Annotated in this window: 11 protein-coding genes; 6 read left to right on the top strand and 5 right to left on the bottom strand. The window is 60.1% G+C overall.

Going from position 1 to position 16,861, the window contains the following annotated elements; translation table 11 throughout:
* Positions 1-85: 85 nt before the first annotated feature.
* Positions 86-5,299 carry a dermonecrotic toxin domain-containing protein gene (locus AB4O36_RS10740; RefSeq protein WP_460141691.1) on the bottom strand — a complete coding sequence of 1,738 codons (5,214 nt, stop codon included), beginning with the start codon at positions 5,297-5,299 and terminating at the stop codon, positions 86-88.
* Positions 5,300-5,431: 132 nt separating this feature from the next.
* Here AB4O36_RS10740 and AB4O36_RS10735 point away from each other — a divergent pair, with 132 nt between their 5' ends.
* The gene (locus AB4O36_RS10735; protein ID WP_460124743.1) at positions 5,432-5,650 is read left to right on the top strand and encodes a DUF2970 domain-containing protein; all 219 of its coding nucleotides are present in this window, start codon (positions 5,432-5,434) and stop codon (positions 5,648-5,650) included.
* On the opposite strand, the gene AB4O36_RS10730 is transcribed toward AB4O36_RS10735, so the two are convergent.
* A complete protein-coding gene (locus tag AB4O36_RS10730; RefSeq protein WP_460141690.1) occupies positions 5,647-6,720 on the bottom strand; it encodes an ABC transporter substrate-binding protein in 1,074 nt (357 codons plus the stop codon). The genes AB4O36_RS10735 and AB4O36_RS10730 overlap by 4 nt on opposite strands.
* Before the next feature lie 518 nt (positions 6,721-7,238).
* Between AB4O36_RS10730 and AB4O36_RS10725 the strand changes: the two genes are divergently transcribed.
* Both AB4O36_RS10725 and AB4O36_RS10720 read left to right on the top strand, forming a co-directional pair.
* Positions 7,239-8,897 carry a nitrite/sulfite reductase gene (locus AB4O36_RS10725; protein WP_460141689.1) on the top strand — a complete coding sequence of 553 codons (1,659 nt, stop codon included), beginning with the start codon at positions 7,239-7,241 and terminating at the stop codon, positions 8,895-8,897.
* Positions 8,881-9,375: a DUF934 domain-containing protein gene (locus AB4O36_RS10720; protein ID WP_460124735.1), complete on the top strand. Its 495-nt coding sequence runs from the start codon at positions 8,881-8,883 to the stop codon at positions 9,373-9,375. Before AB4O36_RS10725 ends, AB4O36_RS10720 begins: the two co-directional genes overlap by 17 nt.
* Before the next feature lie 104 nt (positions 9,376-9,479).
* Here AB4O36_RS10720 and AB4O36_RS10715 read toward each other — a convergent pair whose 3' ends face one another.
* The 3 genes from AB4O36_RS10715 to sohB form a co-directional block, all read right to left on the bottom strand.
* Positions 9,480-9,788, bottom strand: a complete 309-nt coding sequence (locus tag AB4O36_RS10715; protein ID WP_460141688.1) for an NEL-type E3 ubiquitin ligase domain-containing protein — start codon at positions 9,786-9,788, stop codon at positions 9,480-9,482.
* A gap of 51 nt (positions 9,789-9,839) precedes the next feature.
* Positions 9,840-13,319, bottom strand: a complete 3,480-nt coding sequence (locus tag AB4O36_RS10710) for a leucine-rich repeat domain-containing protein (RefSeq protein ID WP_460141687.1) — start codon at positions 13,317-13,319, stop codon at positions 9,840-9,842.
* A 175-nt stretch (positions 13,320-13,494) separates the two neighbouring features.
* Positions 13,495-14,517: a protease SohB gene (gene sohB, locus AB4O36_RS10705; RefSeq protein ID WP_460141686.1), complete on the bottom strand. Its 1,023-nt coding sequence runs from the start codon at positions 14,515-14,517 to the stop codon at positions 13,495-13,497.
* A gap of 202 nt (positions 14,518-14,719) precedes the next feature.
* Here sohB and AB4O36_RS10700 point away from each other — a divergent pair, with 202 nt between their 5' ends.
* The 3 genes from AB4O36_RS10700 (at position 14,720) to AB4O36_RS10690 (ending at position 16,800) form a co-directional block, all read left to right on the top strand.
* Positions 14,720-15,430 (top strand): histidine phosphatase family protein, encoded by a 711-nt coding sequence (locus AB4O36_RS10700; RefSeq protein WP_460141685.1) that lies wholly within the window; start codon positions 14,720-14,722, stop codon positions 15,428-15,430.
* A 50-nt stretch (positions 15,431-15,480) separates the two neighbouring features.
* The gene (locus tag AB4O36_RS10695) at positions 15,481-15,795 is read left to right on the top strand and encodes an SCP2 sterol-binding domain-containing protein (protein WP_460124723.1); all 315 of its coding nucleotides are present in this window, start codon (positions 15,481-15,483) and stop codon (positions 15,793-15,795) included.
* A 141-nt stretch (positions 15,796-15,936) separates the two neighbouring features.
* Positions 15,937-16,800 carry a LysR family transcriptional regulator gene (locus tag AB4O36_RS10690; RefSeq protein ID WP_460124720.1) on the top strand — a complete coding sequence of 288 codons (864 nt, stop codon included), beginning with the start codon at positions 15,937-15,939 and terminating at the stop codon, positions 16,798-16,800.
* Positions 16,801-16,861 lie beyond the last annotated feature (61 nt).

Genomic DNA, 16,861 nt, shown 5'->3' with positions numbered 1-16,861 from the left:
TCGCGATGGAAGATCAGGAAGATCAGGCACCGCGGGGCATCAGGCCGCTCGTGTCATCGTTAACCACCATCGCTAGCAAGCTTGGTTATCTGCGGCGTCTCCCGGACATTTCTTCGGCGCTGTCGGTGGAAGACGCGTCCATCGCCGCCCAATCGGGATTGGCGAGCCATCGTTCGATGTTATCCCGCGAGATGCCCAGCACCTTGTTCCCACCTACCCGGTCGAGGTGAGCCAGGAGCCGTTCGAGGGTGTCCGTCGTTAAATAGCGCAGGATGCCAAACAGGTGCGTGCCCCTCAGTAATCGATCATGGTTGCCATCGAACGCCTCTTGAGGGATATCCTGAATCGGGTTTCCCGCCAGGCTCAACTCTTCCAGGTTTGGCGCCTGCAAGACACCTTCAGGCCACTCCCGCAGGTCATTGCCATTGAGATGCAGGCTTTGCAGCGACTCGGGAATGGGGCCTACGAAACGGTTCATCTGGTTGTAGTTCATTTCCAGCTTGCGTAGCCCGCGCAACGCTTGCAAGCCTGCACCGTCGAAGGTCTTGATCCGGTTGTAGCTCAACCGCAACGATTCAAGCTGTGCCATCGCCCCCAGATCCTGCCCCAAGGCCAGCAGATCGCTGAGACGGTTGCTGGATAATCCCAATGTTTGCAGACGTGTCATGGCAGCGACCGCCGACGGCACACGCTCCAGGCTGTTAAGGCTCAGATCCAGCGAGCGCAACCCGCTGAACACCGGGAGAAAGCCATGGACGTCGGCTTCATTCAATCCCACGCCGCGCAGGTTCAACGATTGCACATGTCCGAAACCTGTCGGCATTTCAGGCAGCTCCCCCAGGCCAGCGATGCTCGACAGATCCAGCGTGGGCACGCGCTCCCGGGACATGGCGTTCAGACCTTCTTTCCAGCACGCCATGATCCGCCCTGCCGCTTTGCTGCGGCGCTCGGAAGCTGTCCAACGCCCACCGTACGCGGCGCTGCCTGTGCGCCGATGAAAAATCCAACCGTTCAATTGCCGGGTGATCGCTTCGAACCGGTGCCCCCACTCCTCGACATGCGCGTCGACCCAGGTATCGTCCGCGCCAACGCGCCAACCCTCGATGACTTCCAGGGCCTCGCCCTCGGTCAATGAAGGGTCAACCCTGCGCAAGCGACCGACAAATGACGGCACACTTTCGGCGGCAGGCAGCGCCGGTGGCAGTGGCAGCAATCGGCTGGCAAGTAGCGAGCCGTTTTCAAAAGGCTGTAAGGCGTGATCCGGGACAGGCTCCAGGGCGAACGTGTGCAACGCACCATCGGGCAGGCCTAAGGCTGATTCGCATCGACGCCTGGCCAATTGCAGTTGTTGCCGGGCGGAATTCGATAACGGCGCTCCTGTCAGGTTGGTGTTGATCAACAATTCATCCCGCGCCAACGCTTCGGGCGGCAGCTCGCGAATCAGCGTGCCACGCAGGTCGAGCCAGCTCAGGCGCGGCAACCTGTCTGCGCCCCGAGGCCATTGTTGCAGCGGCGTGCCCTCCATGATCAGCGTCTCCAGATCCGTCATGGCACTCACATCGAATTGATACAACGGGTTGTCCGAAAGATCGAGCTTGCGCAGCCGACCCGCGTTCTGCGGGGCAATCGGGTCGACTATCAGGCGGTTACCCCGCAGATCAAGGTATTGCAGGCCTGAAAAGTTATGGAGCAACTCGCGAATCTGCTGGTCGGTGGAATTGGGCACACGCAGGCGCAACGTCCACACGTGAGAAAAATTGGCTGTCAGCGCCGGCAGGGGTTCATCGCACACCAGGTCGAGTTGCCGGTAGGCCGCGTTTTCAGCGGCGAATGGCCTGCCCCGCCAGGTATTGCGCAAACTCAGGGCGACACCTGCCTTGTGTTCAAGGTCACCCCCGTGGGTCACCCAATCCTCCAGGGTTTGTTCAAGTGTCAGCCATTGCTCGCGCAGTCCTTCGAGCATCTGCAGGATCTGTACATCGTTTTGTCCGGCGCGCAGCAGCGCGAGCACCATTGCATTGGCTTCGGCCATTTCCAGGTCGGGATACAGATGCTGCAGGCGTAACACCAACCCTACATTTAACCCGGAAGAACCGACCAGCCCTTCGCCGCTTGCCGGGTAGCCCACCAGGTTCTGCCGGATCCGCTGTGGGGGCCGGAATGCACGGCCATGCCGACTCTGCGGCTCCAGGATCGCCGCACTGTGCTCGACATGCTCCGTCGCATATCGGCAGATGGCTCGCTGCAACGCGGGACTGTCGGTGACCAGAGGCATACCGAGTGCTTGCCGGCTTGGCGCGGGCAAGGCATGCAGGAGCGCGGCATGGAAATGGTCGATGGAAGCCGAGGGTTGGTTCAGCGCTTCGCCGTCGTCGTTGAACGCCTGGTAGAACGGGCCTTTCTTCACCACGTGGCAACGCTGCGCTGCCGTCCGGCGGCCAATGGCATCGAGCAGCCGCCCCGTAATGCTCCCTTCGCGGATCTCCAGGCGTACCTCATCGGACCAGCCCGGCAATCGCTCAAGCGTGTGTACAGCCAGGTGCCGTGCATCGGCTGACAGCATGTTGCGCATGTGCAGCTTTGCCAGCGCGCGGGTCAAGCGACCACGCCTGGCGTACCAGCGTGCCTCCCGGAGCATTGACCGTGGCACCTTGGTGGTGTTCCTCACAATGGCCATGTCCACGGCGCTGGCATGGGCCAGCACTTCGTTCGCCGCGGCATCACTGAGGCCGGGGTACACCCGTTGCAACGGGTCGGCCAGCGCAGTGGCCTGAGCATTGCGGCGATAAAAGCTTTCAAACAGTGATGACCGTCTGGTTCGGGCGTGAGCGGCGATCTGCTCCCTCAATGCCTGGGCGCGCCAGCCACGGTTTTGCGCGGCCTCTGCACCCAACAACGCGACGGTCTCGGCTTCGTTCAGGGCTTCCAGTACCCGCATCGGCAACTGCGCGGTGAGTACATCGTATCGACTCATGCGAATCGGCGGTTTCACCGGCGCACCAGCCTCCAGCGGGGCCTGGCCGTACTCGGCCCGAAGGCCAGACAGGCCTGGCTTTTCAAATACCTGCAGGATTCGCCCCGCCGGCCAACGCGGTAACTCCGTGATCATCGGCACTGCGTGCAAATAACGCTCGTCGATGAGCTCGCCGCTCACCACCTGTTCAATCACCTGTGTGACGTCGCGGTCGGCACCCCATAGCCGCAGCGCATCGGCAAGCTCCGGTGGTGGCAAGCGGTTGTCCATGTGCATCCGGCGCAACGCGTTATCACTGACCCCGGCGATGTCAGCGATCGTGAGCAGTTGTTCATCGCTGCACGCATCGGTGATATGGCCCATTCGCCGCAGCAGTCTCAAGCGGCTCCAGCTCAACGGGTTTTCCAGGACGTGGCGCCAGGCGCCGGCTGCATTGTGCGCCAGTACCGGTTGATAGGCCTGCGCATCGGTTGGATGCCTGATGCGCCAGCGTTTGAGATCACGGTCAAAAACCTGCTCGTAGACCTTGCCTTCGAGGCGGATAAACGACCTGTCGTCCAACGTGTAACGGCCCATGGCATCCGGCCCGGTATCGGGGTCGAAGGCGCCTGGCACTTCATAACCGGCCATGTCCGACCTGCACAGTCGTGCGCTGCCATCAGGCAAGGTGACCGGGTGCAGGTCCTCAATCACCGGCGTTGGCTCGACTGCCGACAACTTCGACAGCCCCTTGCCAGCACTCGCAGTGAGCCCCAACAACAGCAGGTTCTGCGCAACATCCAACAAATGTGCCTTGGCAGCCTGGCGATCGCCCTCGCTCCATTCGACCACGCCCTCGATCGACTCCGCCAGCAACTGGCACGCCATCAACGTCATCATGACTTCACCCAGAACCGGCACGAACATCGAGACCGAGCCCAGGATCAGCATGCCAATGTTCAGCAATTTATCGAACAGGGCGTCGCGTTCCCGAGCATCGACAGTTGCCGACGGCACGGCGTAACTGAGGGCATCGGCGATCTGCTGCTGGCGATGTCGCTCGAACAGCCAATCCCAGAGATCAATGTTGTGATCACCGTCCCTTTCGAGCAGGACGAACAACGGTGCGAGAAACGGCTCGGGGTTGGCCACCTGGCGAATGGCCGGCGCCGGGGCCAACTGTTCGACCTGGGTGCTGGGCAATCGACTGAGCCCATTGATCACGTCGCTGATCAGGGAATAGTGCGCCCGCAGCTCGCTGATGAACGGGGTGTCGGGAGCGTCCACGGTGAACTGGCTGAAGAAGTACGGTCGATCGGCATAAGCGACAAACCGGCTGAAAAATTGCTGGTAGGCGGTGGGACTGCCCGCGTCTGTGCCCCGGGCAGTAAAGTGCTGCTTGAGCGTCGCCTCCACTTGCCCAGGCTTATAGCGCTTCAAGGGATGATGCGGATCGTCGGGGATGAAAAGCAGCAGGTCTTCGGGCGTCTCGAGGGTTTTGCCAATCGCGAAGCCGATGCAGCCGGTCAACGGTCGATTCATCAGGGTCATTTCGCACAGCCCGATACGCTTTTCGCCCTGTCGGGGATTTCGTTCGCCCTGGATGATCGCCAGAATCGAGGTGTAATCCTCAGGTTCGATATCTTTTTGCAGCAAGGCCCGCTCAGCCGCCGTGCGCAGGGCGGTTTTCTGCACCGTATTGAACTGCTCGCGCATCGCGTGCTGCGTGGCCGATGCGTCGGGGTATACGAAGGCCTTGAGGTACTGCTGATACTGCCCGCCAATGTCCAGCACTCGGCAGGCATGGATGAACCGGCTCACCGTCATGGAGGTGCCGAGCGCCTCGAAACGCCCCGACTGCGCGGACTTGACGACAAACCCGGACGCCCGGTGATAGGCATCGAGCTCGCACTCGGCTTCTTCAAAGTTGTGCAGTGCCGCTTGCAACAATGTCCTTTGCGACACTTCGAAGGAGCCCACTTCGATGGAGATCACGCGGCCTACTTCAATGGGTTTCAGCAAATGTAAAAAGGTGTGGTTAACGTCGAGATCGACATCGAACTCGGCTTTCAGGTGTTCGCGCAGCAGCGGCTCGCCGAAAGCCTGAATGTCTTGCAAGCCCGTCATCGCCCTGGACCACTGGTTCTGCGCAATGAAGTGGGCGACCAGGCTTTCGTCGAACGCCTTGCGTTGTTGTCTTGAGCATTCTCGATACCAGGCCGGCAGTGGCGCATTGGCGCTTTTCAGCGCGTGCAGGTGCTGAGGCGTTGCCTGGTTCACCCAATATGGGATCGACTGCTCAAGCAATGGCGCGTGAATGCTGCGGGTGACGTGCGGGTGAGACATGCTTTTGCTCCTGAGAGTGGGAGCGTCCAGCACATCATGGGTGACCCCGTGGTGGGCGGTAGATAGTTCTTGACCCTGCTGGGTGCCGGATTTTGTCTATGCTCAACAGGCAGACTTCAAGACGAGGGGTTTATGGACGATCCAATCGACAACAAACCGCCGACCTTCTGGCAAATGCTGCACAGCGTCATGGCCGCAGCGTTCGGGGTTCAGAGCGGGAAGAACCGGGCCCGGGATTTTACCCATGGCAAACCCAGTCACTTCGTGATCCTGGGTGTGCTCTTTACGGCGGTATTCGCCCTGTCGCTGTACGGCATCGTGCAACTGGTCCTGTTGCTGGCCGGGGTCTAGCGCATCAGGGTTTGCAGGTTGAACGGATAGCGATACCCGCCAGGCCGCCCTTGGGCGGACATTTTGCGGAAGTCCACGTTGTAATCCGGCTCATCGCCCATGGCCAGCAATCGCTTGGCGGTAGCCGTGTCGATGAGTTGCAGCAGAGGGACCTGTCGATCCCGACCGCCGTATTGGCTGATGTCCACGCCACGGTCGATGTCATGTAACTGCACCAGTGCCCAGCCCCCGAGGGTAAAGTGCCCCCCTGTCAGCACGCTCAAGCGTCCCTCCACCTTTGCCAACAGCGCCTCCTTCGAGGTATTCACCGCACTGAACAGCACGTCCTTGCCGGGCACCTGGCCGGCCTCTGTGTAGGCCTGCATTGCGCCAAAGGCCATTTGATCATTGGCCGACCAGACCAGCGAAACATTCGGGTAGCGATGGCGCAGCAACCTCGCCTGCTCGTACGCCCGCTTATGCGTCCAGCCGCCATAGACCAGTTGCCGCAAACGTACTTCGGGGTGCTCGCCAAGGGCACGCATCATGCCTTTTTCGCGCAGTTGTGCAGATGGCGTGATCTTCAGGCCAGAAAACGCGAGCATTTCGATGGTCTGGCCGGGCGCCACGGGCCGATGCTGGCGAATCAGCTCCTTGGCCATCAGGTAACCACCCTCCTCGTCGTTGGGTACCAGGCTGCCCAGGCGATCCGGGCGCTCGCCCAACAGGCTCATCTGACTGGGCGTCAGCGATGCATTGACCATGTACAGCTTGACGCCGCTACCCTGCGCAAGACGCATGACTTGCGGGGCGATGTATTCCTCGTTGACGAACATCAGGTAGTCGGGACGATTGGGTCCGTGCAGCGCCTCGCGCGCCTGCGCCACCGTCAGTTCAGGCATGCGCCTGGAGTAGACGATACGCAGGTCAATGCCCAGATCGGTGGCGGCGGCCTGCATGAATTGCGAATAGCTGACCCAGAACGCCTCGTCGACCTCACCGGGATTGAGAAACAACACCGACTCGGCACGCGCGCCTTGGCCATAACCTGCGCCCAGCACCAGCAAGAAGGTGTAGAAAAACTTCAGCATTGATCGTCCGAGCCCCCGAATTCGCGGCGCATTATAGCCAGCGAATCGTTTTAAAAGGCGCTAATTACGCAGATTGTCCGACAATCTGCGCAACCGGGCCCGGACGGGTCATTTATTGATGGCTCACCCAGAACACCGCAGTGCCCACGACCAGGATGATCAGAAACAGAATGGCCCAAGCGTCGACCGTACTGTCAGGCTTTGAAGCTTTGGTAGGGTTGCTCATTGCATCGCCTCTTGTCGGTTTTGTCGGTGATTGCACGAAGACACGAGCAGAGTAAAGACGACGATTGCCCGTACGACAAATGCGGGTATAGCAATAACAATTCTCGTTAGTCGTTTTGGTTCTTTACATATACTCAAACATCACTTTTGCGCATAACTGCAAACTGGTATCTTGCCCCGGCTCCGTTGGGAGTGCGCGGCCGTGCGCGCAGAATTGCCGAGGCGGTTCGGAGACTTCAGTCAGCGACAAACGCCACTGGATCCGACCAGCCCAGCCTGAGAACAGGACTTATATGTACGTATACGACGAGTACGATCAGCGGATCATCGAGGACCGCGTCAAGCAGTTCCGAGATCAGACCCGACGCTATCTGGCAGGCGAGCTGAGCGAAGAAGAATTCCGCCCCCTGCGCTTGCAGAACGGGCTCTACATTCAGCGTTTCGCACCCATGTTGCGAGTGGCGGTGCCTTACGGCCAGTTGACCTCGCGTCAAGTGCGCATGATCGCCAAGATTGCCCGCGACTACGACAAGGGCTATGCCCACATCAGTACCCGGCAGAACATTCAGTTCAACTGGCCGGCGCTGGAAGACATCCCGGACATTCTCGCCGAACTGGCCACCGTGCAGATGCACGCCATCCAGACAAGCGGCAACTGCCTGCGCAACGTCACCACTGACCAGTTCGCCGGTGTCGCTGCCGACGAACTGATCGACCCGCGCCCATGGTGCGAGATCGTTCGTCAGTGGACCACGTTCCACCCTGAGTTCGCCTACCTGCCGCGCAAGTTCAAGATCGCCATCAATGGCTCGACCTCGGACCGCGCCGCCATCGAAGTCCACGACATTGGCCTGGAGCCAGTGCGTAACGCGGCTGGCGAAGTCGGCTTCCGCGTGCTGGTGGGCGGCGGCCTGGGCCGTACCCCGGTGGTCGGTGCGTTCATCAATGAATTCCTGCCGTGGCAAGACCTGTTGAGCTACCTCGACGCCATTCTGCGTGTGTACAACCGCTATGGCCGTCGCGACAACAAGTACAAGGCGCGGATCAAGATTCTGGTCAAGGCGCTCACGCCTGAAGTGTTCGCGCAGAAAGTCGAAGCGGAAATGGAACACCTGCGCGGTGGCCAGACCACGCTGACCGAAGCGGAACTGCATCGCGTCGCCAAGCATTTCGTCGACCCGGATTACAAGGCACTCGACAATATCGGCGCCGAACTGGCCGAGCTCGACCAGCAGCACCCGGGCTTCGCCCGCTGGCGCACCCGCAACACCCTGGCGCACAAGAAGCCGGGTTATGTGGCCGTTACCCTGTCACTGAAACCGACCGGCGTTGCGCCGGGCGACATCACCGACAAGCAGCTCGACGCCGTTGCCGACCTCGCCGAACGCTACAGCTTCGGCCAACTGCGCACGTCCCACGAGCAGAACATCATCCTGGCCGACGTCGAACAAAGCCAGTTGTTCACTCTTTGGGGTGAATTGCGCGAGCAAGGTTTTGCCACGCCGAACATCGGCCTGCTGACCGACATCATCTGCTGCCCTGGCGGTGATTTCTGCTCCCTGGCCAACGCCAAGTCGATCCCGATCGCGGAATCGATCCAGCGCCGTTTCGACGACCTGGATTACCTGTTCGACATCGGCGAGCTGGACCTGAACATCTCCGGTTGCATGAACGCCTGTGGTCACCACCACGTCGGCCACATCGGCATCCTCGGCGTGGACAAGAAAGGCGAAGAGTTCTATCAGGTGTCCCTGGGTGGCAGCGGCAGCCGCGATGCCAGCCTGGGCAAGATCCTCGGCCCGTCCTTTGCCCAGGACGACATGCCGGATGTGATCTCCAAACTGATCGACGTGTACGTCGAACAACGTACCGATGAAGAGCGTTTCATCGACACCTATCAGCGCATCGGTATCGACCTCTTCAAGGAGCGCGTCTATGCAGCGAATCATTAAGAACAACGAAGTCGTCGACGAAACCTGGCACCTGCTGCCCAAGGATTTCAACATCGACGAAATCAGCAACTGCGACGACTACATCGTGCCGCTGCAGTTGTGGCGTGAGCACGGCCGCATGCTCCTGGCCCGCGATGGCGGGCTGGGTGTGTGGTTGGACGCTGACGAAGAAGCCGAGGAAATCGGTGAAGACGCCAATAAGTTCCAGGTCATCGCCCTGAACTTCCCGGCCTTCACCGACGGTCGCAACTACTCCAACGCCCGACTGCTGCGTGACCGTTATGGTTTCAAGGGCGAGCTGCGGGCGATTGGCGATGTACTGCGCGATCAACTGTTCTACCTGCATCGTTGCGGGTTCGACGCCTTCGCCTTGCGCGCCGACAAAGACCCGTACGAAGCCCTTGAAAGCCTCAAGGACTTCTCGGTGACCTATCAGGCCGCCACTGACGAACCGCTGCCGCTGTTCCGTCGCCGCTAGCGAGCCTGCTCGCGATGGTGGTCAACGATGACGCGGGATGCCTGACACCCCGCGTTGCCCCGGCTTCCATCGCGAGCAAGCTCGCTCCTACAGTTGTTGCTGGGTCAGGGTTCGCCTGGTTCGACTGGGAACGGTCGTCCCAAAGCCACCCAATCGCGGTGCACCCGGGCTCGGTCTTCCAGTGCGGAAAACACGGAGTACGGATTGTCAAAGATCCCTGTCGGCACGGGTATCCCTTGCGTCAATCGCCGCCATAATTCCTGCGAAGCATCGGCTTCAGACAGCAGTTCCCAGACACGCGTCTGTATCTCCAGATAACTGATCTGGAAATCGGCCGTGAGGGTCAATGCGTTGATTGCCGCCAGAAATCGGTTGCCACGCGGCTTGAGCAGCAACCGTTGCCAGAGCTGCAACCTGGCCTCCCGCTGCCCGCGTTCGATCCCGTCCAACCAGCCTGCCGCCTCTCAGTAATGCAGCGAAGGTGAACTCAACCACAGGTTGAGTCCCGTTTGTCGGCGGTGCAAAACCAGCCGATGCAGCGTGTCTTGATCGGTGATGGGGTTGTTCCACAGCAGCACGCGGTCCCTGGCAATGGCCTGATTGAGAATCGCCTGTGGTACTCGACGGATCCGGTTATTGCGCAGATCCAGCAACGTCATGTGCGGCTGATCCCGAATGCCGATAGGACACCTGTCAATACCGGTATTGTTGAGTCTGAGCACTTGTAACTGGTCCATGCCGATGACCACCGGAGGCACCGCCAGCGGATTGTCACTCAGGTCCAGCGATTGTAGATTCACCAAGCTACTGAACAGCCCGGCATTGTCCTCGCTGAAGGTCAAGTGAGTCAGGCGCAGATTCAGTGAAGTCAGGTGCTGCAACTGAGCAATGGTTGACGGCACTGCCCCCCGAAACACTCCGGTAGCGTCAGCTATTCGCAGATCGGTCTTCTCCAGCGTCAAGGTACGCAGGTTTGGGAAGGCCTCGAGAAAGCCGTCCAGGCTCTCCCGGTCAATCATTTGCAGGTTTTGCATCTTCAACCCGATGACATCGTTGAAACGAATATTCAGCGACGGCAAACAGTGAAAATCCTCGTTGTTCATGTCCATCGTGAAACCGTCCGTGGCATTTCCCGAATAATGGCTGCCGGCTTCGGGCGCGCGCTTCTGCAGGATGGCAATCAACTCATCACCCAGTTCGCCCCGGCTGTCGCGCTCATAATCGATCGTGTCTTGCACCCGCTGGGCGTTCCATTGCGCGAGTTCTGCGTCGGTCATACCCGCCGTACCGGGATCGCCCATGTGCAAGAAGTGAACATCCATGTCGTCGATGTCCACGGCCACCCTCTCCAGCCAAACCTCCAGATCCTCATACAGTTGCAGGAACTGCTGCTTGGTCCTGTCGATGTAAGCCTGGGCTGTCCCGCCCAGTTGCAGCAGAAGCGCATCGATTTCCTCGCGGGTCATCGTCGGGTACAGGTCCTTGATCTGCGATTGCATCATGGCATGGGTCAAGGCCCTGCCCTGAGGCGTGTCGGGATAGCCGCCCCCGCGCAGTCCCTGTGCCTCAAAAGGCAAACCCGAGTCCATTCGACCCAGGCCCAGGGCCAGCGCCGGCCGGGGTAACGGCTGCCGACCGACCCTCAGGCGCAACTCGTTGCCAGCACCCTCGGGCGGCAGACTCAACACCGTTCGTTCTTCCGGGGACAGAACGCCTGCAACGGCGTCGTACAGGTTTGCAGCCCCTGCGCCCGAGGGTGACAGGCTGAAGGGTTGATAGCCCTGCGCGACCTTGATCAGTCGACGGCAATCGAGCGTATCGAGCGGGCCGATGCGATCCAATACCCGACCGGTGCTGAAACCGTCGTGAATTTCGATGCGCACGCCTTTGGGCCACCCGGGCAAACTTTCCAGCGAATGAAGCGCCAGGATGTCCGTCTCGGGGCACACGATCGAACGCAGATAAAGGCCTTCATAAACCCGATTGAGGCGCACATGTTGCTGGTACTGGCGAGCCTTGCCGTCCAGTTGCTTGAACAGGCGCTTGGCCTGCGCGCCGTCCACCGCAGCAGTGAAGTCAAAACCGCAACGGTCGAACATTTGCTCCACCACCGCGCTGGGCAGATCGGGATATTGCCGCTGAAACAGGCGCACCCCTTCATGTTCACTCGTTTGCATTGCCTGGTAGCGGCGATTGAACAACTGGCTACGCGCAGCGGCTGACTCGGTGAGCCCGGCGACTTCCTGATCGAGACGAAAACGCGCCAGGGTGTCTGCCAGCATCGGCGTTGGTGGGCGCCCGGCCTGGATCACTCGCAGCATGTCGTTGCCTACGTCACTCACCTTGGCGATCTGCGAAAGCACCTCCTCGCTGAAGGTCCCCAGCGGTGCGACGATACCGCTCAACAGATCGGTGCGCGTTTGCGCAGTGTTCAGGATCGGGTCAGATACCACCTCTGCGGTGCCTGGCTCACGGAGGCTCTCGCCCGCCGTTGTGCCCTCACGTCCCAGCGAAGCCACCTCCACCGCCAATGGCAGTGCATTGAGCAAACCGAACACCGTGCGAACCACGCCCTGGGAACGCTCGCTGGCGGTTTGACCTTCGAGCGCCTGGTCCAGGCCCACTCCTGCGTCGATCAGCCCCATGAGCGCCAGGACCCCCTCGCCCCCTGGAACAAACAACGCCAGCGGGCCGAACCGGTTGGCCCATTGCACGATCGGCTCGACTACGGCGCTCAGATTGTCGCGATTGACCTGGGCGTCACTGCGAATGGTTTTGACGCTGGCCTGGGCTGCCTGTTTCATGCTCAGCACCAGTTGCGCAAAGGGATCCGTGCCCTTGGGCGGCAACTCAAAACCAATGTAATCGGCCGGATCCCAGTAACCATCGTTGTTGAAGAAGCCGGCCTCCTTGCCCAATCGATGCTGCTGCGGATAAATCGCCAGCCCCTCGAGCGCGGTGACGACTCCGGCGTGAAAAGTGCCATCGCGGCGATCCTCCTCGGCGAAGTGCGCCGCCAGTGCCTGGCGGGCTGCGTCAGCCTTGCCCTGCACCACAATCCATCGACGCAGGTGCCTGGCATCGATGAACTCATGCAGCGGAGACGAGTTGCCCGGGATGTACATCAGCAGCCGGCCACTGCTGCGTTCGCAGTAGCACCAGATATCCGTGGCGATGTAGCGGTAGATCTTGAGTCGGCTGACCTGGATATCGGCGGTCAGGCGTGTCGACGCTTGCAATTGCGCCATGGTCAGTTGGCCCCAGGTTTGCCCCGGCGCCAGCCCTGCCGCACTCATTGCCAGTGCCATGCCCTTGTCGGACAGGCAGTGCTCACGATGCTGTAACCACGCACTCATGACAAAAGCTGCCTTGGTCGAGGTGCGCAGGTCATAGGCCGTGCTCCCCAGTATCGTCTCGTCCGAGGGCCAGGTTATGTCGACGTACGCTTGATACCGCTCATCGAAGAACAGCTGCCACACCCATTGCTTGAAATCGGCAGGCCTCAGGTCGAGCTGCGTTTGCGGTTCATAGACCTGGGGATCAGCACGCCGGTAGATGCCTTCATACGTGCGGTGGTCATCAGTCGACGGCGGTGCCTGCATCAGACGCATCACCGGCCCCACATCGGGCGGCGTATAAAACCCGAAAGCACTTTCGCCAAAACGACCGTCGCCTACGGTCTGGTAGTTGGACAACAGCACCTGCACCAGCGACTGGGATAGGGCGACGTGTCCCATATGACTGCCGCCCGGCTCGGCGCGTAGCCAGTAATCGTAATGCAGGGTGACCAGTTGCGCCGTTTGCGGATCGAGGGCGGCCCCCCACTTCTCCCGGATCAACTGTTCGGCAAGCTGGGCGGGATTTTTGGGTAACGCGCTGTCGATCAGCCTGCGCAATTCATCGCGCAGGCCAAGAGGCAGTTGGGTATTCGTGTTCACATCCATGTTGAACGACCTAGAAACTGATAAGAGCCCTCAGCTTAAGGTCGAATTTTTGATGGAAAAAGCGCAAATGGCCGATGGTTGAGCGCTAGAAAACAACAGGATTGAGAGACGTTAAAACAGATATGTACCGCACCGGGTCCTGTGCGGGCATGCGCCGACAGGACCTTCGTGACAGTTACCAGAAACGTTGCTGGGTCAGACGGCTCCACCAGCTCGACAGCACGCGATCGACCGAACCGCTGGCTGCCATGCCGATACGTTCCTGCAAGCTTTTGCGCTCGGCGAAATGCAGGTGGTATACCTCGGATTTCCTTGCACGCTCGGCCAAGTACTCGTCGCTGGTTTTCAGCTCATCGACCAGTTGTTTGTCCAATGCGGCCACACCCAGCCAGATTTCGCCGGTGGCGACTTCGTCGATGGCCAGTTGAGGGCGATAGCGCGCCACGAAGTTCTTGAACAATTGATGAGTGATGTCCAGGTCTTCCTGGAACTTTTCGCGGCCCTTCTCGGTGTTTTCGCCAAACACGGTGAGGGTGCGCTTGTACTCGCCGGCCGTCAGCACTTCAAAGTCGATGTCGTGCTTTTTCAACAGGCGGTTGACGTTGGGCAACTGCGCGACCACACCTATTGAACCCAGGATCGCGAACGGCGCGCTGATGATCTTCTCGCCGATGCACGCCATCATGTAGCCGCCGCTGGCCGCTACCTTGTCGATGCACACGGTCAGCGGCACACCGGCGTCGCGGATGCGCGCCAACTGCGAGGATGCCAGCCCGTAGCTGTGGACCATGCCGCCACCGCTTTCAAGGCGCAACACCACTTCATCCTTGGGCGTCGCCAGGGTCAGCAACGCGGTGATTTCGTGGCGAAGGCTTTCCGTCGCCGAAGCCTTGATGTCACCGTCGAAATCCAGGACGAACACCCGTGGCTTGCTTTCCGGTTTCTTCTTTTGCTTCTTGTCGGTCTTGGCCTCGGCCTTGCGCAGGGCCTTGAGCTGATCCTTGTCCAGCAAGGTTTGTTCCAGGCGCTCACGCAGCCCTTTGTAGAAATCGTTGAGCTTGCTCACTTGCAACTGGCCGGTCGATTTTCGTCGACCCTTGGTGCGCAATGCCGCAAAACTGGCCAGAACCACCAGGATGGCGATTACCAGTGTCACGGTCTTGGCCAGGAAAACCGCGTATTCGGTCAAAAACTCCACAGGGACTCCTTCAATACGATGCGCAGCACAACGCGCGCGGGATGGCACCAGCATACCCATGCGCCGGCCATGGGGCCAGCCGGGAAACCTTTGGCAACAGGCCTGTAACGAGCATTTCAAACAAGCGTATGTTTTTTCATTGACAGCTCACCCTCATCCTCATAACCTCGCCGAACCTTCAACGTACCGGGACGACGCGGACGTGGGCAGTATTTATCTGATTCGACATGGCCAGGCCTCCTTTGGTGCAGACGATTACGACGTCCTGTCGCCGACCGGTATCCGCCAGGCAGAAGTCCTCGGCCAACACCTGGCTGAACTGGGCCTGAGCCTTGATCGCTGCGTTTCGGGCGACCTGCGCCGCCAGCAACATACCGCCAGCAGCGCACTGGAACAGTTCGCCGCCGTGGGCCTGCCAGTGCCGATCGTCGAAACTGATGCGGCCTTCAATGAATTCGATGCCGACGCCGTTATCCGAGCCCTGCTGCCGGCCATGCTCGACGAAGAACCCCAAGCGCTGGACATCCTGCGTAACGCCGCCCAGAACCGTGCCGAATTCCAGCGCATTTTCGCCCTGATCATCGAGCGCTGGCTGGCCGGCACCTATGACACCCCGGGCCTGGAAAGCTGGCTGGGTTTTGTCGAACGGGTCCACGCCGGCCTGCACCGGATCCTGGACAACGCCGACAACACCCAGAAGATCGCTGTATTTACTTCCGGCGGCACCATCACCGCCCTGCTCCACCTGATTACCCAAATGCCTGCCCGCCAGGCATTTGAACTCAATTGGCAAATCGTCAACACCTCGCTCAACCATCTGAAGTTCCGTGGTCGCGAGGTGGCACTGGCTTCTTTCAACAGTCATGCGCACCTGCAACTGTTGAAAGCCCCGGAACTCATCACTTTCCGCTGAGTCCGGACTACTGTGACCCTGGCTGTAATCAACCCAAAAAGGATCGAACCATGACCTCCGTAGCTGATGCCGTACAAGCAATGAAAGCCAAGTTCAACCCAGCCGCTGCTGCCGGTCTGGACCTGGTCTTCGGTTTTCGCATCGACGAGACCAAGAACTTCTCGCTGATCGTCAAGGACAGCACCTGCGAACTGAAAGAAGGCGAGAACCCTGACGCCCAGGTGACCCTGGTGATGGACGGCGAAACTCTGGAAGGCATCGTCAGCGGCGAAACCGACGGCATGCAAGCCTTCATGGGCGGCAAGCTGCGCGCCGAAGGTGACATGATGCTGGCCATGAAACTGTCCGAGTTGTTCCCGGCGTAAGATTGCCGCGAAAGCCTACGAAACCCGCCCCTGTGGCGGGTTTCGTCGTTTTGCAGTGCCCCATGTCTCGCCATCGCGAGCAAGCTCGCTCCTACGGAGGGATGGTCTTACAATGCCAGCACTTTACCGACTGGCCGCCCCATGGATATCGATCTCGCTCGCACCTTTCTGGAAATCGTTCGTCACGGCAGCCTTGCTGCTGCTGCCGAAAAGCTCCACGTCACCCAGACCGCGATCACCGCGCGGGTTCAGAAGCTCGAAAGTCAACTGGGCAGCACCCTGTTCGTGCGCAATCGCGCCGGCGCCCGTCTTACGCCCAACGGCGAAGCCTTTGTGGTGTATGCCAACCAATTGGTAGAAACCTGGGAAGCGGCGCGGCGCGATTTGCCGCTGCCCGAGGGTTATCACGACGTGCTGCACATCGGTGGCGAGGTCAGCCTGTGCAACCCGTTGATGCTCAGTTGGGCCGGTGAACTGCGCGAAAAAATCCCCAGCCATGCCCTGCGCATGGAGATCCGCGACGGCGAAAACCTGCTGCGGCAACTGGAACTGGGCGTGCTGGACGCGGCATTGGTCTATCAGCCGGAGTATTGGCCGCGCCTGCAAGTGGAGCAGGTGCTGGAAGAAAAACTCATCCTGGTGCGCCAGCCCGGTCGCGAGTCGCCTTACGTCTACATCGACTGGGGCCAGGACTTCCGGCGTCAGCACGATGCTGCGCTGCCCGAGAAAGCCAAGGCAGCCCTGAGTTTCAACCTCGGCCCACTGGCCTTGCAGTACATTCTGGAGAACGGTGGCAGCGGCTACTTCCGGACCCGCGTGGTGCAGAGCTACCTGCAAAGTGGCGTCCTGGAACAGGTGCCCAAGTCTCCCGAATTCAGCTACCCGACTTACCTCGTCTATTCCCGCGACCGTGACTCGGTGACCCTGCAACGGGCGTTCGATCTGCTTCGTGAAGTGATCCGTTCCGACGATGACTGGTCGCAACGCTGGAATCCACTGACCTGATACACCGGAACATGGCGTTTGTGTCCCCACAAGTTCGGCCCTGCGAGTGCGCAGAGATCGG

It is taken from the genome of Pseudomonas sp. S2_E01 (assembly GCF_054668365.1).
The sequence above is the reverse complement of the archived record's forward strand: the minus strand, read 5'-3'. Positions and strand labels throughout refer to the sequence as shown.